This is a genomic window from Cupriavidus sp. DF5525 (assembly GCF_040149425.2).
In the GTDB taxonomy this organism is placed as follows: Bacteria; Pseudomonadota; Gammaproteobacteria; order Burkholderiales; family Burkholderiaceae; genus Cupriavidus; species Cupriavidus pickettii_A.
In genome coordinates this window covers 2,865,713-2,888,385 of sequence record NZ_CP168265.1, presented here as the reverse complement: position 1 = coordinate 2,888,385, position 22,673 = coordinate 2,865,713, and the positions used below count along the sequence as shown (strand labels likewise).

At 57.6% G+C, this 22,673-nt stretch carries 15 protein-coding genes; 14 read left to right on the top strand and 1 reads right to left on the bottom strand.

From position 1 onward, the window contains the following. The first annotated feature begins 196 nt into the window (after positions 1–196). The 13 genes from ABNX08_RS13560 (at position 197) to ABNX08_RS13500 (ending at position 20,148) form a co-directional block, all read left to right on the top strand. On the top strand, positions 197–1,057 hold the full coding sequence (locus ABNX08_RS13560) for a phage integrase N-terminal domain-containing protein (RefSeq protein ID WP_349609021.1): 861 nt from the start codon (positions 197–199) through the stop codon (positions 1,055–1,057). Positions 1,058–1,520: 463 nt separating this feature from the next. Then, positions 1,521–2,477 (top strand): WYL domain-containing protein, encoded by a 957-nt coding sequence (locus tag ABNX08_RS13555; RefSeq protein WP_349609023.1) that lies wholly within the window; start codon positions 1,521–1,523, stop codon positions 2,475–2,477. A 15-nt stretch (positions 2,478–2,492) separates the two neighbouring features. After that, positions 2,493–2,993 carry a BrxE family protein gene (locus tag ABNX08_RS13550; protein ID WP_349609025.1) on the top strand — a complete coding sequence of 167 codons (501 nt, stop codon included), beginning with the start codon at positions 2,493–2,495 and terminating at the stop codon, positions 2,991–2,993. 2 nt (positions 2,994–2,995) lie between these two features. Further along, positions 2,996–3,784 carry a DUF1819 family protein gene (locus ABNX08_RS13545; protein ID WP_349609027.1) on the top strand — a complete coding sequence of 263 codons (789 nt, stop codon included), beginning with the start codon at positions 2,996–2,998 and terminating at the stop codon, positions 3,782–3,784. Beyond that, entirely contained in the window at positions 3,765–4,340 is a 576-nt protein-coding gene (locus ABNX08_RS13540; RefSeq protein ID WP_349609029.1) for a BREX protein BrxB domain-containing protein, read from the top strand. Before ABNX08_RS13545 ends, ABNX08_RS13540 begins: the two co-directional genes overlap by 20 nt. A gap of 28 nt (positions 4,341–4,368) precedes the next feature. After that, positions 4,369–8,010: a BREX system P-loop protein BrxC gene (brxC, locus tag ABNX08_RS13535; RefSeq protein ID WP_349609031.1), complete on the top strand. Its 3,642-nt coding sequence runs from the start codon at positions 4,369–4,371 to the stop codon at positions 8,008–8,010. 2 nt (positions 8,011–8,012) lie between these two features. Further along, on the top strand, positions 8,013–10,739 hold the full coding sequence (locus tag ABNX08_RS13530) for an ATP-binding domain-containing protein (RefSeq protein WP_349609033.1): 2,727 nt from the start codon (positions 8,013–8,015) through the stop codon (positions 10,737–10,739). Beyond that, positions 10,739–12,628 (top strand): Eco57I restriction-modification methylase domain-containing protein, encoded by a 1,890-nt coding sequence (locus ABNX08_RS13525; protein ID WP_349609035.1) that lies wholly within the window; start codon positions 10,739–10,741, stop codon positions 12,626–12,628. Before ABNX08_RS13530 ends, ABNX08_RS13525 begins: the two co-directional genes overlap by 1 nt. Next, the gene (locus tag ABNX08_RS13520) at positions 12,628–14,637 is read left to right on the top strand and encodes a type II restriction endonuclease subunit M (RefSeq protein ID WP_349609037.1); all 2,010 of its coding nucleotides are present in this window, start codon (positions 12,628–12,630) and stop codon (positions 14,635–14,637) included. The genes ABNX08_RS13525 and ABNX08_RS13520 overlap by 1 nt, the downstream gene beginning before the upstream one ends. Then, on the top strand, positions 14,634–14,786 hold the full coding sequence (locus ABNX08_RS13515; RefSeq protein WP_349609039.1) for a hypothetical protein: 153 nt from the start codon (positions 14,634–14,636) through the stop codon (positions 14,784–14,786). Before ABNX08_RS13520 ends, ABNX08_RS13515 begins: the two co-directional genes overlap by 4 nt. Then, positions 14,783–17,323, top strand: a complete 2,541-nt coding sequence (locus ABNX08_RS13510; RefSeq protein WP_349609041.1) for a PglZ domain-containing protein — start codon at positions 14,783–14,785, stop codon at positions 17,321–17,323. Before ABNX08_RS13515 ends, ABNX08_RS13510 begins: the two co-directional genes overlap by 4 nt. Before the next feature lie 5 nt (positions 17,324–17,328). Beyond that, positions 17,329–19,416 carry a BREX system Lon protease-like protein BrxL gene (gene brxL / locus ABNX08_RS13505; RefSeq protein WP_349609043.1) on the top strand — a complete coding sequence of 696 codons (2,088 nt, stop codon included), beginning with the start codon at positions 17,329–17,331 and terminating at the stop codon, positions 19,414–19,416. Between the two features lie 192 nt (positions 19,417–19,608). Next, the gene (locus ABNX08_RS13500) at positions 19,609–20,148 is read left to right on the top strand and encodes a HEPN domain-containing protein (RefSeq protein WP_349609045.1); all 540 of its coding nucleotides are present in this window, start codon (positions 19,609–19,611) and stop codon (positions 20,146–20,148) included. A 234-nt stretch (positions 20,149–20,382) separates the two neighbouring features. Here the strand turns inward: ABNX08_RS13500 and ABNX08_RS13495 are convergent, their stop codons facing one another. Then, the gene (locus ABNX08_RS13495) at positions 20,383–21,477 is read right to left on the bottom strand and encodes a site-specific integrase (RefSeq protein WP_349609047.1); all 1,095 of its coding nucleotides are present in this window, start codon (positions 21,475–21,477) and stop codon (positions 20,383–20,385) included. Between the two features lie 173 nt (positions 21,478–21,650). Between ABNX08_RS13495 and dusA the strand changes: the two genes are divergently transcribed. Continuing rightward, positions 21,651–22,628, top strand: a complete 978-nt coding sequence (dusA, locus tag ABNX08_RS13490) for a tRNA dihydrouridine(20/20a) synthase DusA (RefSeq protein WP_374063677.1) — start codon at positions 21,651–21,653, stop codon at positions 22,626–22,628. Positions 22,629–22,673 lie beyond the last annotated feature (45 nt).

The window sequence follows — 22,673 nt, the reverse complement described above, 5'->3', positions numbered from 1 at the left end:
ATGAATTTTCTGTGAATCGATGTACATCGCGATGGAAGTGGAAGCGTCCATAGATTTAAGAGCGCGATCTCGATATCTATTCTGGCAAATGTGGATTTGATTATTCTAGAGTGGAGCCAGACGGTAAGGTGACGATTGACTTGACGCCATCCATAAATATTGTTCTGCGGATTCATTGGAAAGGATGGTGGCTTTCATGGGAAAGGGTCTGCTCAGTAGTGCGGAAATAGATACAATTAAAGAAAAGTCGCAGACTCAAGCGTTGACTAGAACGGTGCAGGATGTTATTGATGTCTGCAATGTCTCTGGTGTCAGGAGTAACAAAGCTGTTAGTACGCAGACCCGAGCTGAACGGCAGCGTACGATTCACAAAATTTTCAAAGACCTGGTGAATCGAACTGCCTTCGAGTTGATTGATCCGTTCAATCTGATGCGGGAGCACATAGTGGCGCTCGTCGATGTATGGGTGCAGGACGGTTTGTCGGCGAGAACAATTGTCACAAATCTCTCGGCGCTTAGGATCTTCTGCCGGTGGATCGGTAAAGGAGAACTCGTTAAAAACCCGGAGGAATACGTCGTTGATTCAAGTTTGGTAAGGGTAGTTCGGGCAAGACCACGAGATAAGTCTCAGTCGAGAGATGACGTAATTTTCGATGAGAAGTTGAGTAGAATTATGTTTTTAGACGAACACGTTGGTCATCAGTTATTAGCGATTCGTGCTTTCGGGTTTAAGGTTCAAGAGGCTATATGCTTCAGGCCTCACCTGGTCGAACCAGACGGCGTACTCCGTTTGGTGCAAGGAAAAAAAGAAGGGCGGTCTCTAGCAATACCCCTGGATACCGAAGATCGTCGCTTGGCGCTCGTTCTGCTTAAAGAGTTCGCAAGTCGCAACAAGGCGCGTGGTGGCATTGCTGACAAGTTGAGGAGTCGAGAGGCACAGAAGAAGCGCTTCCATTATGTCCTTAATAAATGCGGTGTCACGCTTCGGGGTAATACTGAGACCCCTTCGGAACGCTGTCCACGGACTTATCCAGCGAGTCCCCCACGTCCGGAGTAGGGACGAAACGATAACGAAGGCTTCCATGTCCAACTGACCGCATTCGATGGAATGTGCTCGCGAATTCCACCGCCGTTCGGTCGCGCGGGTCAACCGACGTGGCATTTCGAGGGCGCGCAAGGAACTCCTCCACGAAGAACGGACCAGCGCGGATCGGGGTTCCGGAAAATGGTGGCCCAGATTGGGGGATCTACGCGTCGGCACCATGGTTGAGGCAAGGAGAGAAATCTGCCTCTGGGTCGGCGACAGGCTGCGTTCTCTACAGAAACGCTTCAGCCGCTCCCGCCATACTGGCGATTCATAGGTTCCCCTTTGGTCGTTGAATGTGCTTTAATAGGCACGAAAAGGTCGCGTGCCCTCGGTTCTGTCCTTTCGAAGGATGGCGATCAAAATGCGGCGTATATACGGATCGAAAAGATTCTTGTAAAATTTGCGTTACAAATTTGCCAATCAAACGCCCCCGATGCCTCACAGGCAACTTCCAGGTCTGACTCAGTCGCAGCGAGATCGCCTTGCCTATATCGAACTGCGCCTGCGCTTCTTGGGAGAGATTCGCCGCCAGGATCTGGTGACCCGCTTTAGTATCCAGTCGGCTGCAGCCACGCGTGACTTGGCCCTCTATAAAGACATGGCGCCCGGTAATTTGGACTACGATGGAAGCGCAAAATCCTATGTGCTAGGCGGGGCGTTCCAGCCGCTGTTCGATTTTCCTCGAGGCCGGGTGCTCGCATTGTTGACGCAGGGATTCGGTGACAGCGAACCTCTGCGTCAAGCGGAATGGGTAACCTACGAGAGTCCATCGCGACTAGCACATCCGGAAATAGACACCCTCGCCGCGGTGACGCGTGCGATCCATCTGAAATGCCCGCTCAAGATCCAGTACCACTCCATCTCAAGTGGTCGAGTGGAGAGGGAGATTGTCCCGTTTGCGCTGATCGACAATGGCCTTCGCTGGCACGTCCGCGCTTTTGATCGCAGGACGCACGAGTTCCGAGATTTCGTTATCACCCGCATTGAAGATCCGCTGGTAATGAGGCAGTCAGAGGTCCAGTCGTGCGAAACGAGTGATCACGATATTCAATGGACCAGAATCGTTGAACTTGAACTCGTGGCGCACCCAGATCAACCACGACCGGAAATTACGGAGCGGGACTACGAGATGGAGAGCGGGGTGCTGCGAATCAAGCTGCGAGCGGCTGCCGCAGGATACGTCCTACGCAAGTGGAGTGTGGACTGTTCCCCGGATCATAGCTTGCGTGGCCCAGAGTATCGGCTTTGGTTGAAGGATCATCTTGCCCTCTATGGCGTGAAGAACGCGGTCTTGGCCCCTGGATATGTTGCGCTAGATGCAATGCAATCAAGACCTACTCAATTAAAGAAAATTGTCCATGCGGGCCCAACCCAAAGGACTCAAGGCTGACCAATGCGAGATCAGATGAAGGAATCCTACCTATCGACGCTGTTGCAGATGAGACTAGTCGTCGGTTTTCTCGGAGAGCGCGCTCAGTTTGGCTGGTGGCCAACCTCGTTTTATGAGGCGTCTAGCCGACTCTTCCTTGAGCCAGTTTTTTCGAAAACAACCCGGTTGGCGCAGTACCACGGCGTCCTGGAAGCAGCTCGGCGGCTGCACGACGAGCATTTGAGCGTGGGCAGCTACCACCTTTTTCGTTTGCCGGAAGAGGTCGAACAGGATCTCCATGCGATCGTTCAAAGCAGCATTGGTGAAGACCTTGTCCGTCAGATCCTTAAAACCAGAGAAGGGGCACTGGAGGCGTTGAAGAGCTTGGCTGAGCCAAGCATACCTGCCAGCGAGGGACCGACGGCTGTTGGAAATATTAAGGACCTCGAGTCTTCCGAAGCGTTGAGGGCAATCGCGGGCGCCTACCTCTCGGCTTTCTCTCAGAACGCCAAGACGTATCCATATCTGTTGGGCTAGCTGTGGCTGACAGCAAGACCTACACAACTCAATTGCAGGCAGGTCTTGGACTCGTCAACGAGACCAAGACATTGCTCGACTTGTGGTCCCCTGGCATGTCGGCGAACCAGTTGTACCAGATCGCTCTGGAATCGGGCCGATTTCCTACAGTCACTGCCCGCCGGCTTCGCAACATCGTTGTTGAGTGCTTCGCCCCGCGCTATCTGGTCGCAGGCGGAGCGCCGGCCGTTCAACTCAAGCGGTTGTCGTCAACGATCTCCACAGCAGACCTAACCCAGCTCATGCTGGTATTTACGAGTCGAGCCAACCCGATCCTTGGCGACTTCGTGCGACACGTCTACTGGGCTCGGTATGCAGGCGGCTACACGCAGATCACCAATGACGATGCTCGCGTCTTTGTCGAGCGTGGAATAGACGACGGAAAGACCGTTAAACGATGGTCTGAAACCACGGTGCGACGTGTCTCTGCCTATCTGACCGGTTGCTGCGCTGACTACGGAATGCTGGAGCGCGGGCTGCGTTCCAGCCGCCGCATCATTCCGTTCAGGATCTCCCCGGTCGTGGCAGCTTACCTCGCGTACGCACTGCACTTTGCCGGTCTCGGCGACAACGCCTTGCTCACGCACGAAGACTGGCAGCTATTCGGTTTGGCGCGCGAAGACGTGTTGGACGAAATCAAACGCCTTTCGCTGAAGGGACTGCTCATCATCCAGGCGGCCGGCGAGGTGGTCCGGATTAGCTGGAAACAACAAGACATGGAGGCGCTCTGCGATGTCCTCACTCAAAGCTGATTTCGATGAACTGCGCGAGCGCATCCGGCATGGGCGTGAACTCAGTCATGCGAGCTTCGAGCCGATTTACTACCTCGTTTTCCCACCCGAACAGATCCTGGAGGTGAAGCGGCAGACGCCCGCCTGGATTTCCAAGCTCCATCAGGAAGGCTGGAATGTGCACACCTTTTCGATTGCAGAACAGATTTGGGCGTTGCTCAAGGAAGACCCGTTCTGGTCGCTCTGCGTGATGGAAGATAAGTCCGCCCCGCTGGATTGGCAGCGCACTAACAAGGCATTGGCTGACATCCTGACTGCGGATAACGGTTTGCTAAAGCGTCTTGAAAACGCCCTACAGCCGCTCGAAGCCCAGCAAGGTGCGCTGCTCTTGGTGACTGACCTCGAGGCACTTCACCCATTCCTGCGCATTGGGGCTATCGAAAGTCAGCTACAAGGCAAATTTCATGTGCCGACGATTTTCCTTTACCCCGGCGTCCGTACCGGCAAGACACGTCTGAAGTTTCTCGGCTTCTACCCGGAAGATGGCAATTACCGCTCAGTCCACGTTGGCGGCTGACCTGATCAAAGAACCCTGGGACAAAATAATGACCATTCGATCACTCTTCGACCCAAGCAAGGACATTTACCGGACCATCGAGAAGGTCATCACCTATGGTGCTTCGCAGGAAGGCCGGCTCAAGGCTGAGATCTCCGAGTATGTGGTCACCGAGAGCATTGAAGAGCAGTTCCGAAAGCTCCTCGACCGCATGCAACTGGCAATGGAGTCGAGTGGAGAAAATGAGATTGGTGTCTGGGTCTCAGGCTTCTACGGTTCAGGTAAGAGTTCGTTCACCAAGTACCTAGGTCTGGCCTTCGATGACCAGCGCACCATCGACGGCACGCCGTTCATCAAGTACCTGCAGGACCGGCTGCACAAGCCGCAAACCAAGGCGCTGCTAAACACCGTGGCGCAACGCCTCCCGGCTGCCGTGGTGATGCTCGACCTGGCCAGCGAAATGCTTGCTGGCGCCACGATGGAAGACGTCTCCACCGTCCTTTACTTCAAGGTGCTCCAGTGGGCCGGCTACTCACGAAACCTCAAGGTTGCCGCCTTTGAACGCATGGTTGAGAGAGATGGCCGCACGCCCGAGCTATATGAACGCATTTCCAAAGCGCTGCCCGGCGCTACCTGGACTCGCGTTCAGAACAACCCGCTTGCCATCGATGGGCTGATTCCAAAGATCGCCCACGAGATGTACCCGGCGTTGTTCCCGGAAGCCAAGTCTTTCTCGTCGAGCACCGATGGCTTTTTCCAGTTCGAAGACCAGCGCGTGCAGGAGATGATCGATATCGTCCGCGAGAAAAGCGGCAAGCAGAATATTATCTTCATCGTTGACGAAGTGGGGCAGTATGTTGCATCACGCGACAACTTGATCCTCAATCTCGATGGCCTGGCCAAGAACCTCAAGCGGCTGGGCGACGGCAAGGCCTGGATCATTTCCACCGCGCAGCAGACGCTCACCGAAGACGACCCGCGTGCAGCGCTGAACTCCGATAAGCTCTACAAGCTGAAAGACCGCTTTCCGATCCAGATCGATCTGGAGTCGAGCGACATCAAGGAGATCTGCTATCGCCGTCTGCTGGGCAAATCTCCGGCTGGTGAGACGGAATTGGGCAAGCTGTTCGATGCCCACGGCCAGGCGCTGCGGCATAACACCAAGTTGCAAGACGCCAAGTACTACGACGCCGATTTCAGCCGGGAGAGCTTCACTAATCTCTACCCGTTTTTGCCGGCCCACTTTGACATCCTGCTGCACTTGCTGGGTGCCCTAGCCAAATCCACCGGTGGTATCGGTCTGCGCTCTGCTATTAAGGTGATCCAGGACGTACTCAAAGGCGAGGGCGGCTCCAAGGCGATGGCGGATCAATCCGTTGGCTGGCTTGCCACCACGGTCACGCTTTACGACGAGTTGGAGAAGGACATTCGCCGCGCCTTCACTTCTGTTCATCAGGCCGTCGGCAAGGTTCAGATTCGCTTCCCGGATTCGCAGCTCCATCAGGACATCGCCAAGTCCGTCGCGGTGTTGCAGATCCTCGGCAATTTGCCGGTGTCGGTACAAAACGTAACCAGCCTGATGCACCCGTCCGTCACTGCGTCGTCGCAGATCGATACGGTGCGTAAGGCGGTCGAGGAGATGCTGAACGATGTGCACGTGCCGCTCGGCGAGAAAGACGGCAGTCTGGTTTTCCTTAGCGAAAAGCTGCGCGATATCGAACAGGAACGCGGCGCCATTGCTCTGCGCTCTGTGGATGTGAAGCGCATCTTTAACGATGCGCTGCGCGAATCCTTCGATCCACTACCCCGGGTCAGTCTGCACGGCACGATGGCCATTGCCACTGGCTTGAAGGTGCAGGCGGGGAGTGCCATTACCAGCTTGGCTGGCGATCAAAGCACCATCCAGACCGTCGTTGAGCTGGTGGTTGCCAGCGACTATGAAGCTGCCAAGAACCGCATGCTCGATGACTCCCGCAGCCGCGCTGGCCGCAATGTCATCGGGCTGCTGGCCAAGTCCAATCCTGAGCTTGACGATCTGGCGAACGAGATCTATCGCTGCCAGCGCATCGCCGAGCTACACCGGAATGAGCCGGACCAGGAGGTCAAGGATTATTGTTCCGGCCAGCTCGACCGCGCCGCCAAGCTCGCGACTCAGCTCCAAAGCAAGATCAAGCAAACCCTACAGGGGGGCTCATTTGTTTTCCGTGGTCAGGCTACGGCCGTCTCAGCACTTGACGCCGATTTGCTCGACGCTGCCAGGAAGCTATTGGCCGATGTCGCCGACCAGGTATTCGACCGCTACGTCGAAGCCCCTGTTCGCGCCGGGACCGATACCGCAGAGAAGTTCCTGAAGGTGGCCAATCCCGCTGCCATCAGCAGCAGCCTCGATCCGCTGGGTCTGGTCCAGACCCTTGCGGGGCGCGCGTCGTTTAAGACCGAGCACAAAGCGATGATCAGCATTCGCGATTACATCGACAAGCGCGGCACGGTGGATGGCAAGCGCCTGCTGGACGACTTCAGCAGTGATCCGTTTGGCTGGTCACCAGACACGACGCGCTATATCGTGGCCGCCATGCTGATGGCCGGTGAGATCAAACTCAAGGTATCAGGCCGCGAAGTCACTGCCGCTGGCCAACAGGCGATCGACGCCCTGAAGACCAATAACTCGTTCAAACAGATCGGCGTTGCGCTGCGTGACGAGCGCCCGTCTATCGAAACCCTGGGGCGCGCAGCGGAGCGGCTCACCGAGTTGGTGGGTGACATGGTCATCCCCTTGGAACAGGATATCAGCAAGGCGGCAGCGAAGTACTTTCCGCGATTCCAGCATGACTATGGTTCGCTGGCGGAAAAACTCAGTGGCCTCGGGCTGGCGGGTAGTGATCGCGTTCGCATCTTGAACCAGGACATCGCCGACGTCTTGTTCACCGATGCATCGGATGCCCCCCAGCGTCTTGGTGCTGAAACCTCCGCGATTTACGACAATCTCAAGTGGGCGCTCGAAGTGAAGCGGGTGCTCGACAACGGGCTTGACGGAACCTTGCGCGATCTTCAGGCTCACCGCCACGATATTGAGGCGCTGCCCGATACCGGCGTTCCCGGCGAGTTGCGCCGCGAACTGGGCGAAGACTTGGCGATCCTCTCGGATCGCTTGGGCAAGGAAGACTTCTACAAGCACAGCGCAGACTTTAACTCGCAGCTCACGCACTTGAAGGGTCGCGTCCGCGATGCCGTAATCACGCTGTCAGACCAGCAAAAGCTGCGTTTGAAGGAAGGCGTGGAGGACTTGCAGCGCATTCCGGAATGGGAAGAACTGACCCAGGAGGAGCGCGGCAACGCCGTAAGCCGGCTGGATGGTCTGGCGCTGGCTGCAACGCAAGACCTGGCTGGACTCAAGAAGCTTCTGGCCCGCGACTATGACATCAACAGCACGCTCGAAGACCTCAAGCGGTCCATCCAACGTCAGGGCCAGGAACGCCTGCGCCAGCGCATAGAAGAAGAGCGCGCCAAGACCGGCGAGAAGGGCCCCGCCAGATTCTCCAAATCCATCTCGATCCCTGTGAAGATGACTTCTGCTGCGGACATCGATGCTCTGATCCAACAGCTCCACGAGATCAAGGCACAACTTGGTCTATATGCAGAAATCGAGGTGTCTTTCGTCGTTGGTGCTCAGCCTGGAAAGGAGGGAGCCTGACTATGGAGCTCACTACGGATTCGATGCATCACCTTGAGCAGGTCGCTGATGAAGCTTTAGCGCAACTCGAGAGCATTGCCGCTGCTGCCCTAAGCAAGCTCAGTGGCGGGCGAACGCTTAACTCCGGTGCTCTGGCAAGCATCAACACAATGACCTCGAGCTCGGCCATCCAGAGGCTGGATCAGATTAGCCAGGCTAACCGTGAAAGTCACCTGGTATTGGCGGCAGAGCCCGCCATTGCGCGCGTTGTGGTGGCTGATGATTCCGGCGAAAAGCGGACCTACTATATCTGCCGTACTAGCCCGATATCCGGCTTTCCCAACCTCGCCAGTTATCGCGCCCCGGTGGGGCGGTTGGCCTCATTGGCGATAGGGGGCGAGTTCACGCTGCCAAACGGAACCGTTGTCGAGGTCTTGGAGCGTGCCCAACTGAGGCCCGACTCAATGCCCGACGGTTGGGATTCCCGCGACACGGTCATTGAATCGGAACACTTTGGCCCGGTGACGATCGAGTCGCTGCGGGCACTGTTGACCGAGATTGCCGGCGAAGAAGCCACCGAAGACCTCTTGGGGCAACTTCTTGCTGAGGAAAGCGCCAATGCGTCCATCATCGAAGGCGTGCGGCGCAGCGTCATCATTAAGATGGGACTCAGGGACCAGCCTGTGCTGGACCAGTACCAGGACGAGATTTTCCGCCTGCCGCTCGACAAGCGCTTGCTCATCCTGGGCCCACCCGGCACTGGCAAAACTACCACTTTGATTCGCCGCTTGGGCCAAAAGCTCGATACGGCCTTCTTGGAAGAAGGCGAGCAGCGTCTGGTGGAAAGCCTCGGCGCAGCGCAGGGCGTCGCGCACTCCAAAAACTGGCTGATGTTCACGCCCACCGAACTGTTGAAGCAATACCTCAAAGAAGCCTTCGCCCGCGAGGGAGTGCCTGCATCAGATCTGCGAATTCGCACCTGGCAAGACTACCGGCGCGAGCTCGCCAGGAATGCCTTCGGTGTGCTGCGCACCACTACCGGCGGCGGCACCTTTGTACTGAAAGACGGCATTCAGAGCCTCAATATGGACGCATTGACGCGCCCCACCCAGTGGTACGGCGACTTTGATGCCTGGGAGCGCAACGCCTATGTGCAAGAGCTGCGCGACGCGGCGGTTCTGCTCAGTCATTCCAAGTCTTCAGCAGTGCAGGAGTTGGGTTCTCGCCTCGCGGCTATTCTCGACCGCGCTGGCGACGGCGCATTGGCAAGCACATTCAGCGCTTTCGCAACGGAGCTGTCAAAGGTGCAGGCACTGGTCACCAGCCTGAAAGAAGCCTCTGACGCGAAGATCAAAGGCACCCTCAATCTGCAGCTTAACCGCAACCGAACATTTTTGGACGAATTGGCGCGCTTCATCGATGGCCTGCAACAAGGGCAGGTTACGGACGCGGACGACCAGGACGATGTCGACGCAGACGAGGAAGAAGACGCATCAGCACCACGCACAGGCCGAGCTGCCGCGCTCACGGCCTACATGCAGGCGATACGTGCCCAGGCGAGATCAGCGGCTTCCAAACGCACACTCAGCAAAACCTCGCGCAATGGCAAGATCATCGAATGGCTCGGCCATCGCACCCTATCTGGCGCGGACCGTGCCGAAGTCGGCGCAAGCCTTCTGGTGCAAGCGAGTGCGCGGCGCTTCGTCAATCCGGTCAAGCGTTACATCGACGGCATTCCCAAGCGCTACCGTGCATTCAGGCGGCAACGTCAGGAAGACGGGGTTTGGTACCTGAATGAAGGTTTCGAGGCACGCGACATCCACCCGCTCGAGCTGGACCTGGTGCTGTTGGCCATCCTGCGTGCGGCCAGCGATTTGATCGGCCGGCCCAATGTGCTGCGCGATATCGACAGCCCGGCCTGGTCATCGCTCCAATCCATTCTGTCCCATTTTCGCAGTCAGATTCTGGTTGATGAGGCGACTGATTTTTCGCCCATCCAGCTTGGCTGTATGGCGGCCCTGGCGCACCCTCGGCTGCGCTCATTCTTTGCGTGTGGCGACTTCAACCAGCGTTTAACCATCTGGGGTGCCAAGACGGCTGATGACTTGAAATGGGTCTTCCCCGACTTTGACATCAAAGAGATCACCGTCTCCTACCGGCAGAGCAAGCAACTCAACGAGCTTGCCCGCGCCATGATCCGCGCCGTGGGTGGTGCCGAGCAGCATGTGAGCCTCCCGGCCCGCGTCGACAGCAGCGGAGTTGCACCTGCACTGCTCGAGAATGCCACCGGTGAAGGCATCGTGGCTTGGCTGGCCGACCGCATCCGTGAGATTGAGCGCTTTGTCGGCCAATTGCCGTCCACGGCCATCTTCGTCAATTCCGAGGCTGATGTCGCCCCAGTGGCCGATGCCCTCAACGCGATGCTGGCTGAGCACAACATTCAAGTCATTGCCTGCCGTGAGGGCCAGGCCGTGGGGCAAGAGAGCAATGTTCGCGTGTTCGACATCCAGCACATCAAGGGGCTGGAATTCGAGGCGGTATTCTTCATCGCTATCGATCAGCTTGCCGCACAGCACCCGGAACTCTTCGACAAATACCTGTACGTGGGCACTACCCGTGCGGCCACCTACCTGGGTCTGACGTGCGAGGGCGCCTTGCCACCCGCCATCGAGGGCTTGCGTGCCCACTTTGGCCAGGATTGGCAAACACCCGGTGCAGGCGAACAGCAAAGAACAATAGGAACTGATTGATGGCCTTCGACCAAACGACCAGGAACCGACTGCAGCGCTTCGTCAACGACGCGCGCCGGGTGCTGGAAGAAGAATTTACGCGGCAACTACAAAACGACTATGGCATGGACCCGAACGCCGGTGCCGTAGCGGACCTTGCCAGCCTGCGCCACCTCAACGACGCACAGCGCGAAACCGCGCGCATCTTGCGTGACACGCTGGCGCATTACTGTGCCAGTGGCGACATGGATTCCAAACAGGGATTGGACCGCATCGTCCGTGAGCAGGCCTTCACCGTCTTGAACCGCTTGGCCGCCCTGCGCATGGCGGAAGCGCGCGGGCTGCTGGTCGAGTCGGTTGGCAATGGCTACCAAGCCAAGGGCTTTCAGCTCTATGCTCGTTTAGCCGGCACGGGGCTGGGTGAAACCGGGGACGCCTACCGCGGCTACCTCTTCAGCGTTTTTGATGAACTGGCGCAAGACCTGCCGGGGCTGTTTGATCGCTATTCACCGCAAGGCCGACTGTTCCCGCGCGAGGCGGCGCTGTTGCCCCTGCTGGCGCTAATCAACGATGCTGAGATCGAACCGCTCTGGGCCGAAGACGAAACCATTGGTTGGATCTACCAGTACTTCAACTCCAAGGAAGAGCGCAAAGCGATGCGCGACGCATCGCAGGCCCCGCGCAACAGTCGGGAGTTGGCAGTACGCAACCAGTTCTTCACGCCGCGTTATGTGGTCGAGTTTCTAGTCGACAACACCCTGGGGAGGCTGTGGTTCAACGCCACGGGTGGGCAGACACCTCTACGCGAGCGCTGCCATTACATGCTGGTCAAACCCGATGAAATGCCTAAAGTGGCCGCCAAGCTTCGCGACCCACGCACCCTGAAATTGCTGGATCCAGCCTGTGGGTCCATGCACTTCGGTCTCTATGCGTTCGATCTGTTCGCTGAGATCTACCGGGAGGCTTGGGCGTGGGAGCAGCAACATGGCCCCGGCTCGCTGGATGTCTCCACTCAGCCTCAGGACAGCTTCAAGCCCCTGAGCCAGGCCTATGCTGACCGAGACGCGTACCTGCGCGACGTGCCTCGCCTGATCATCGAGCACAACATCTATGGCGTGGACATCGACCCGCGCGCCGCGCAAATCGCATCGCTGGCACTGTGGTTGCGCGCACAACGTGCATGGCACGACACGGAAGTGAAGGCCAAAGACCGCCCTCTGATTGGTCGCGGCCATGTGGTAGCAGCCATTGCGCCGCCGGCAGAAAGAGAGTTGCGTCAGCAGTTCGCCGCAGTCCTGGATAAGCGTGATGCTGATCTGTTCGAGAAAACCTTGCAACTCTTGAAGGGGCTGCCAGAGTTGGGCGTTTTGCTCCAAGTGGAGCGAGAGCTGCCGCACCTGATACGTCAGGTTTATGCGGGCAAAGGCAGTGGACTGTTTGCGGAGCAGGAGCAAGAGAGCTGGCAGCAGGCCGAAGTGCGCCTACGTGAAGCATTGACGGAGTTCGCAAACGCGGCGAAATCGACATATCAGGGCCGCCTGTTTGCTCAGGATGCCTTGCAGGGTCTGCGGCTAATTGACCTCTCCCGCGAAGTGTTCGATGTGGTGGTCATGAATCCACCGTTCGGTGCTTTGGCGAGCGGAACAAAGGATCACCTAGTTAAAGCGTATCCCTGTAGCAAGAACGATTTGTTGGCAATATTTGTTGAACGTGGCCTGCAGTTGCTGCGTTCTGACGGACGTGTCGGGGCCATTACATCGCGTACGTGTTTCTTCTTGTCCAGTTTTAAGCGGTGGAGAGAAGAAGTCGTGCTTGGAAAATCAACGCCAATCCTGATGGCGGATCTGGGCTTGGGAGTTATGGATGACGCCCTTGTCGAAGCCGCCGCTTACATACTGGAGAAAGCTTAATGGCAGTGTTCCTTCGAATTCTTGAGGATAAGGACAAGGAACAAAGCCTTTGCCAAATCGTCAGCGCGCTTCGTCAAGGCAAAGTAAGTCCCAAATCATTCGAATGCTCCCCCGACCTATTGCGCGAAATTCCCGGTGCACCATTTTCCTATTGGATTTCAGGCGGTGTGCGGGCTGCATTCCGCAGCTTTCCTCCGTTCGAAAGCGCCGGGCGAGTTGCCCGTCAAGGGCTAGCGACAGCCGATGACTCTCGGTTTGTACGGACTTGGTGGGAGACAAAAGACCTGCATCAACCAACGTTGGAGGCCCGAGTTGGTGTGCAGACTTCAGACGATTTCCGTTTTGTGAGAAGTTGGTGGGAGTCACACCGTGGTGCGTCAAAATGGTTGCCCTTCGCCAAAGGCGGCGCCTACTCCCCAATTTATGGCGACATCTACCTAGTGGTGAACTGGGCGGCCGACGGCCAAGAAGTTAAGAACTTCGTGGATAAGGCTTCTGGACGACTGCTGTCTCGCCCGCAGAACACGGAGTACTTTCTGCGCCCAGGTCTAACCTGGAGTCTTCGTACGAAGAGCCGGCTATCGATGCGAGTGCTGCCTGCTGGCTGCGCATTCTCCCATAAGGGGCCTGGTGCGTTTTGCGAAGGGGACGATCCCGACTTACTAATGGCTGTGTTGGGCGTTTGCTCGACGCCACACTTCTACAGTCTCGTGGAGGTCCAACTCGCTGCTGCCGATGCGCAGCTAGGAGGCGCGGCGCATTCATTCGAGGTAGGCGTAATTCAACGGACGCCGCTACCACCACTGCCCCCTGAGGCCATCGCTGAGCTTTCACAATTGGTTCATCGAGCATGGAACCTAAGCAGGCTTCTTCGCTCATCAGTGGAGACGTCGCGAGACTTCTTGTTACCTGCTTGCCTGCTGACCAAACATGGCTTGCTGGACGAGGCTAAGATTCGCGCAGAGATTCAAGAGCTCCAACAACAAATCGACCGCATCGGCGCAAGCCTGTATGGATTCACAATCGATGACGTGGGCTTGGACAGCGAGCGACGTGATTCATCTTCATGGTCTTTAGGCGAGGAGGAAGAGGATGAAGATGAGCCTGAAAGTGCAGACGAATCATTTGCCCCGCTGTCGTGGGCCGTTGGCGTTGCGTTCGGTAGATTCGTTATCGATCCTGTTCAATCGGATCGAGGTCAACGCGCCCTACAGGAATCTGTTCCCTTCGAGCCAATGCCCTCAATTAGTCCGGGCATGGTTGGCACTGACAAGGAGGTGTTTCACCGCGCAGCAGATATCTTGGTTGACGACCCTGGGCATACTCACGACCTGACCCATTTGGTCGAGGAAGTCCTGCTGGCTGCGGGCGTTCCGGTACCCGACGACGTGCGGCGCTGGCTCCACAAGGAGTTCTTTGCTTTCCATCTGCAGCGCTACTCCAAGAGCCGCCGCAAAGCGCCTATCTACTGGCCATTGACCACCACGTCAGGTAGCTACACGCTTTGGGTTTACTACCCCAGCCTGAGCAGCCAGACGCTCTACACGGCGATCAATGACTTTGTTGAGCCCAAGCTCAAGCAGGTGGGTGACGATGTGGTCGCCCTGCGCAACAAAGGGGTGGCCCGTTCACGCGACGATGAACAGCAGTTCGAAAGCCTGCAAACATTCGAGCTGGAATTGATCGAACTCCGCGACACCCTGCTCAAGCTGGCTCCAACCTACAAGCCCAACCACGACGATGGGGTACAAATCAGCGCCGCGCCTCTGTGGTCGCTGTTCAGACACAAGCCATGGCAAAAGGTCCTCAAGGATACCTGGGCCAAGCTGGAAAAAGGCGACTACGACTGGGCACACCTAGCCATGAACTATTGGCTCGACCGCGTGCGCGAGAAGTGCAAGACAGACAAGTCGCTCGCCATCGCCCATGGTCTGGAGGACCTGTATGTCGAGCCTGAAGCCACGGCCAAAAAGGCGCGCGGCAACAAGAAGACCCGGGGTGAAGAATGATCAGCAGCGTTCAAGACTACCGTAATGGGCTTTACCTGAATGCCAATCTGGCAGATCGCGTCGATTGGAACGAGGCTGCGATCACAGCACGAACAGACAAGAAGCTCAAGGAAGTGAAATATATCCTGAGCCTGCGGGAGGATAAATGACTATCGCCGAATTCATCCGTGAGAGCGTACTGCGCCCGCGATTGAAGCTGTCGGGCTGCCTAGTGGTGTACGACGCCGACAAGCGCTACCGCGAGCAGTGCTTTGACCTGCTTGCCGACAAAGTGCGCGTGGTGGACGCGTCTGAGAGCAGCATTGAGAGCCGCGAGGCGGCCCTGCTGGCTTTGAGAGAGATTGGACAGCCTCCTAAGAAGGGAGAGCCATCTCTCGAAGGGGTTCTAATCTATGTCCCGGCAAAGCGGCCGGAGACCGACGAGCAAAAGCAGGCAGACCCCTTCGCGCTCTACGCCGAATGCGGTGCGGTTTTCCCCCAGGACGACGGTGACGAATACTTGAGCCTTTGCCTGCGAGCCAAGCCTGATCACGCTACGGAGATTCGTCAGGTGTTTGCTGGGTCGCCGGCGGGACCGACGTTTGCGGTAGTTGATGCGATCGGTGGCGGAGTGAGTTGGCCGCAGTTGCGTGCGACCCTGACGGTTGAGTCGGGCCGCGAAATCCTTGCAGCCTTGCTGGCGCCTACCTCAGCCCAGAGCGAAGCACTAAATGCTCAGGAAGGATGGGTGCAAGAGGCCCGCGACTTCCTGCGAGCGACTTTAGCCATGACGGTGAAGACGCGCGGCAAGACGTGGACGGCACTGGCCGAGGAACTTTGGCGCTATGTGTTGTTCAGCGAGTTCGTCTTCGACCTGCCGGGGGCATTGCCAGACACCCTGAAGGGCGTGCCGCGTGCATCGATGGAAGCCAGGCCCATCGTCGAGGATGTGTGCGACCGGCTGCGAAGCGACCCGAAGTCGCGTGCTGTGTATATCGAGCGCGCCGAGGCCATCGAGGCAGAATTGAACCTGTCCGACCTGTGCGCTGCCATTGATGACCTAGGCGAGCGGGACACCTTCCCGTTTGAAGAACGAACTTTCCTACGCGCCGCCATCAAGGGCATCATCACCAACCACACCGACGCAACGCGCCGTGTGCTTACGCGCTACAAGAGCTCGGTGTGGCTCGGTAAGGGCGAAAGCCAGGCTCAGTGGGAGTTGGTGAGGGCTGGACTCAGTTTGGTGGAGGCCTGCGACGACTACGAGCGCCAGCTACCGGCTCACGCCCGTTGCCAGGCCGATCTGCTCGACTTCTACCTGGGGAGCCTTCGGGAAGCAGATCGACTGCAACGTGAGTTTGAACAAGCGGTGGGCGATTTTCTCGACCAACACGGCTTGATGCATGAAGTGATCAGCCAGGCGCGAGCGCGTTATCGCCGGCTCGCCGAAAAGGTACAGGGCGTGTTCGTGAAACACGTCGAGACCGGCGGGTGGCCACCGACCGGCCGTATGGCGAATGCCGATGCCTTTGATCGCGTGGTGGCGGACCGGCTCAAGGAAAGTGGTCGCAAGATCGCCTACCTGATGGTGGACGCCTTGCGTTATGAGTTGGGTGTGGCGCTCGAAAAGCTGCTCGCCGAAGACGGGCCGGTCGAACTGCAAGCCGCTTATGCGCAGTTGCCCACGATCACGTTGGTAGGGATGGCGAGTCTGTTGCCCGGCGCACGCACCAACCTGAGCTTGGCGCTGGAAAACGACTCCTTGGTTCCGAAGTTGGCCGGGATGCCGGTGGGCAGCGTGACTCAACGCATGGATGTGTTCAAGAAACGCCTCGGCGACCGCTTCGATGAGATGGTGCTGAATGATTTTGTGCGCGGAAAACCGAAGATCGCGGAGACCGTCGACCTGCTGGTCCTGCGATCCACAGAAATCGACAGCCAATTGGAGAGTAACCCGGAGACGACGCTCGGCCTCATTCCAGGTACTCTCAAGCTGATCCGGGTAGCGCTGCACAAGCTGCGCAGCATGGGTTTTAAAGAAGCAGTGATCGTGACGGACCATGGCTTCTTCCTCAATGCCCATGCGGAAGCTGGCGACGTGTGTGTCAAGCCCCAGGGGAAGTGGCCGGTCAATGCACATGATCGTATGATGCTGGGTGATGGAACGGCCGATTCCCACAGTCTGGTGGTCAGTGCCGAGAAGATCGGCATTCGCGGGGACTTCGCGCAGGTGGCCCTGCCTCGAAGCATGGCTCCTTACCGATCCGGCCATTTGTATTTTCACGGTGGCGCATCATTGCCCGAAGCCGTTGTGCCGGTGCTGGTCGCACGCCTTGATGCCGCAGGGCAGCCGGAGCTGCGCAAAGTAGGGGTTGAACTCAGCTACAAGAACGGGGCCAAACGAATTACTACTAGGTTGCCGGTCATCGAAGTCATACTGGTTTCCGACGATATGTTTTCGCAGGGGGTGAGTGTCGAAATCTTGCTGGAAGCGCAGGACAGCAAGGGCAACGTGGTTGGTGAGCCGCGGCCGGGCGGTGATGTGAATCCAGCAACCCGGACGGTGACTTTGATGCCTGGGCAGCGCAAGCAGATTGCGCTGCGCATGGACGACGAGTTCAGGGGCAAGTTCTCGATCAAGGCGCTGAATCCCACCACGCTCGCTGCGTACAGCGCCCTTGCGATTGAAACCGACTATACGGAATGAGTCAGATGGACGAACTCGACCAAAAGCTAAACGCGACCTTCGACGGCAAAGTTCTGCGTAAGGACTTGCTGCATCGAATCAAGAAAGGCACCAACGTCCCGACGTTCGTTCTGGAGTTTCTGCTTGCCAAGTACTGCGCCAGCAATGATCAAGCGGAAATGGATGCTGGCATGGAGGCCGTGCTCTCCTCGCTACAGGAGAACTATGTTCGCCCCGATGAGGCCAATGCTGCTCAGTCGAAGGTGGCGACCAAGGGCAAGCATCGGTTTATCGACAAGGTTCACGTCCGCTATGTCGAGAAGGAGAAGCGTCACTGGGCCTCGCTGGAAAATTTCAACTCGCAGCGCATTGCAATTGGCGAGAAGTTCTACCGCGATAACGACCGCCTACTCGAGGGTGGGATTTGGGCCGAGGTGACGCTGTCTCACAACGATATTGAGGATGACGATTACGCCTTCTATATAGAGGAGTTGCGGCCGATCCAGTTGTCGCGTTTCGATTTCGAGCGCTACGCTGAGGGCCGAGGCGCCTTTACGCGTGACGAGTGGCTGGACGTCATCATGCGTTCAGTTGGCCTTGAGCCTTCAAAGCTCTCGCAGCGAGTGAAGATGCACTTCATCGCGCGTCTTGCAGCCTTGGTTGAGCCCAACTACAACTACATCGAGCTTGGGCCGCGCGGCACGGGGAAGTCGTATTTCTTCAGCGAGTTCTCACCTTACGCGACGTTGATCTCTGGCGGACAGGCGACTAAGTCCACACTGTTTTATAACAACGCCCGCCGTAAGGTGGGGCTTGTCGGTTACTGGGATACCGTGGCGTTTGATGAAATTGGTGGGATCAAGGTGCGTGATCCAGACACCATTCAAATCATGAAGGACTTCATGGCCAACGGGCGGTTTTCCCGGGGTGCGGAAGTCATTGCCGACGCCAGTTTGAGCTTTGTCGGCAATTTTGATGAGTCTGTACAACAGGTTGTCAACTCAACTCAACATGATTTGTTCTTGCCACTACCGCCGGAGTTTGACTATGCAATTCAGGACCGCTTTGCCGCATACATTCCAGGCTGGGAGATGCCCAAGAACAGCAGCGAGTTCCTGACTAGCCGCTACGGATTTATCACGGACTACCTGGCCGAAGCCTTCCACTACCAGTTCAAGCACACCAACCGGTATGAGGAAGTCAGCAAGCGCATCCGCCTAGGCAAGTCGATCGAGGGTCGCGATGAGAAGGGCATCAAGAAGACAGTCTGTGCGTTCTTGAAGATCCTGCACCCGACCGGTACGCCGACTGACGAGGAATTTGAAGAGTACGTCGTCTACGCAATGGAATGCCGGCGCCGGGTGAAGGAACAGATGAACAAGCGCAAACCGGACGACGAGTTTGCGCGCATCAATCTGTCTTACTTCAATGCGGGAGGGGAGGAAGTTGTGGTTTTCTGTCCGGAGTCGAAGGATGCTGCGGCGACGCAGCAGCCGGCTCGTCGCCGATTAAGTCAAGCAGCGGAGCAGCCAAGTGCGCTGGTCGAGGCCAAGCCGGTGCCCGCCGTTGACATGGCTCCTTTGCCGGCCCAGCCGCAGAGTGCTCCGGCTTCTGCAGTGGTTGCGTCCACACCGGCAGCAGGCGAACCCAGGGAGCAGCATTTCACCATCCTGTATGGGGATACGGGCTACAGCTATGAGTCAATTCTTGGCCCGTATTTGCAAGGGGCGAAGGCAGTTGTCATAGAAGACCCCTACATCCGCCTCCAGCATCAGATCCAGAACTTTGTGCGCTTTTGCGAAACTGTCCTGAAGTCCAGCACGGTGAAAAAGATTAACCTGATTACCGGGTACGATGACAAGACGCAGTTGGCCGAAATAGCCGAAAAGATGGAAGAGCTCAAGCAGAGTCTGTTGGAGCAGGATGTTGAGCTTGAGGTAAAGCTCAATCCCAATATACATGACCGGGAGATTCGTCTCGATAACGGGTGGGTCGTCAAGATCGGCCGCGGTTTGGACTTCTATCAGAAGCCAGGGGGATGGTTCGAGGTGGGGGCGCATGACCTGAGCCTGCGCAAATGCCTTGAAACCAAGGTGGACATTTTTCGGATGTGACTCTGCGAAATCTGAGGCGGGATTGGTCGTGGTTAGAAAATTCGCGACTGACGAATACCTCAAAATCTCGCAGTGACACGAGGATCGAATCGCTGAACCCTTCCCCAGCTTTAAGCGGGGGGTAGGGCACTGCGTTGAGTTTTCGACCGCGGATATTGGCTGGATAGTCCCACACTTCGCTCATTGCCACACATGTCAAAAGCAAGAGAATCTTTTGAAAGCTCGATCAAAGATGCAGAAGAGTTGCTGGCACATTTCGATCGAATGCCTAAACCGCCTTCCGAGAATGCCGAAGTGCTCAAACGCGCAGGGCTTGTGATGGCCCTTACCGCCTGGGAAACGTACATCGAGGATCGAGTACGCGAAGAGGTGGCGCGCCGACTGCGCGTCGTGACCGGCAGTTACATAGGAAAATTCGTCCAAGGCAAACTGGAAGAAGAACTTAGGCGTTTCCATAGCCCATCTACCGAGAAGACGCGGCGGTTGTTCAAAGATTTCCTCGAGGTCGATGTTATTGGCCACTGGGAGTGGCTGCACTTTGACCCGGCCAAAGCCAGCAAAACGCTCGACGAACTGATTGTAAAACGGGGAGAGGCCGTGCACCGGTCGAAGCCGGTGATTGCGGGGGTGCCTCCAGCGCCACATCTGGTGAAGCGCGAGGACCTTGACAAGGCGATCCGATTTCTCAAGGGTCTCGTAGCTGCGACGGATAGCGCCTTGATCGAGGTTTGATAGTTGGCGACACTGCCGCGTGTGCCGGCCCTGCAGCCCAATGAGCTTCTAATAAATAGAAGCCCGCTTCCTTGCAACCCGCATGACTACGTGCCCAACTCTTGAGCATTTTATTAGAAGCTGCCCCTGGAAACCCGCACCAGCATTGACTTTTCGGTTGATTGCCGACCTGCATGGGGTGCAGGTATGCTGCACCGGCAGCGGCGCAGAACACCACTCGCCAAGCGATAACAGTCATGCTGCGTGGGAGGGATTTTTTTCTTGTGGCGCAATTACGTCCAACCATTTCCACCCCACGAACCGATCGCCGGTATGCCTCAGGTGTGTGTAGCGCTGCAGGCTCGACCAACTGCGGTGCCCGGTCACTGCGGCGACGTGCGGAATGGTAAGACCCATCTCGAACAGCCGGCTGGCACCCTCGTGTCGCAGATCGTGGAAGTGCAGGTCAGGGATGGTCAGGAACAGGCACGCTCGGGTAAATGCGGCGCTGATGGCGTCCGAGTTGGCCCGGAATATTCGCCCGGTCTTATGCGGTTGCGCCTGAATGATCCGGAGCGCCTCTGGCGGCAAGTCGCACCACTGGTCGTTCCCGATCTTCTCCCCCGGGTGTTTCATGTCGCGGACCATGATACGGCTGTGGGTTACGTCCAAGTCCTCGTAGGTCAGGCAGGTGATTTCCTCCTGCCGACGCGTCGAGAAGATGGCGAAGGCGGTTATCGCCTGCATATCGTTGCTGTCGACGCGTTTCGCCCGGATCCTTCCGAAGTGCTCCATCAATTTGTCCAACTCATCAAGGGTGGGGCGGCGGTCCCGTCGCTTTGACTTGCTGATGGCCCCCAGCTTGCCCAGCACCTTCCGTGCGTCCACCATGGCCTGCTCACTGAGCGGGTATCCCCACGCCGGCCGCGCGATCGAGAACACCGAACTGAGGTGCGCCATATAGTTGCCGGCGGTCTGGGGTAGCACTTCCAGGCTGCGGGCGTACGCGACGATGTCCGCGCTACCGATTTGTGAGCAGCGCTTCTGGCCGAAATCCGAATGGGCGATCGTCCGTAGCACTTGGGCCTTCGTCCGACCGATCTTCTTTGTCGACTCCTCGGTCACCTTCTTGATGACCTCCGCCAGAGTCGGGTCCTCCTGCTTGGCCACGTCCAGCGCGCCAGGCTGCGCCAACTCCCGCTCGCGCTTGTCCAGCCATGATGCCGCTGCCGGCCGGCGGTCGAAAGTCTTGGCCTCGGTGAAAACCACGGCACCGCCTTGCTTCAGGCGGATCTGCGCCGTGTACCCTATACTTCCGTCCTTTCGCACGCGTTCTGTGATCGTCCCCATAGGCTCAGTGCTACACAAATTGTGATGGTGCTACATCGTAGCACTTCAGTCCGAAAATAGGACGAAACAGGCAGAATCAGCAGGAAATGGAACAGACACGTGGCATCCCGCAAACCGAGTACACACAAGGGAATCAAGGAAAAATCAGGCCTCGCCGGATTTCTGTGGCCCCCATGATGGACTGGACTGATCGCCATTGCCGCACATTCCATCGCCAACTCAGCCGCCACACATGGCTGTATACGGAGATGGTGACGACCGGCGCGCTGCTGCATGGCGACGTGCCGCGGCATCTGGATTTTGACGCAGCCGAACATCCGGTCGCGCTGCAGCTAGGCGGCAGCGAGCCGGCGGACCTCGCCATGGCGGCAAAGCTCGGCCAGCAGTGGGGCTATGCCGAGGTCAACCTGAATTGTGGCTGCCCGTCAGAGCGTGTGCAGCGCGGCGCATTCGGTGCCTGCCTGATGGCCGAGCCGCAACTGGTGGCCGACTGCGTGAAGGCGATGCGCGATGCGGTCAGTATTCCGGTGACCGTCAAGCATCGCATCGGCATCGACAAAACCGAGCATTATGATTTTGTTCGGGATTTTGTCGGCACCGTGGCCGAGGCGGGCTGCCGCACCTTTATCGTCCACGCGCGCAATGCCATCCTGAAAGGCCTGAGCCCGAAAGAGAACCGTGAAATCCCGCCGCTGCGCTATGAAGTTGCGTACCAGCTGAAACAGGAATTTCCTGAGTTGGAGATCCTGATCAATGGCGGCATTGTCAGCTATGAGGAGATGGAGAGTCACCTGCAGCACGTCGACGGCGTGATGATTGGCCGGGAGGCCTATCACCAGCCGTATGTGCTGGCAGAAATGGATGCACGCTTCTATGGCGACACCAGTTCGCCGGTGCTTTCACGTCTGGACGTCGAACTGTCGATGCAGCGCTATATCGGCGACCTGGTGGAGCGGGGCGGTTATATGGGTGCCGTCACGCGGCATATGCTCGGCCTGCACCGTGGTGTTGCCGGCGGGCGGGGCTGGCGCCGCGTGCTGTCGGATGCAAAGCGGATGAATGCGGCGCGTACGCGCGCGGATGTGGATGCGCTGTTCGAAGAGGCCCGGGAGCATTTGCACTCGCCAGCCTCCGCGCCCCTGGCGGCGTAATGCATGCTGCCGGCAGGCCCTGCTCCGTGGCATTGCCGAGCCTTT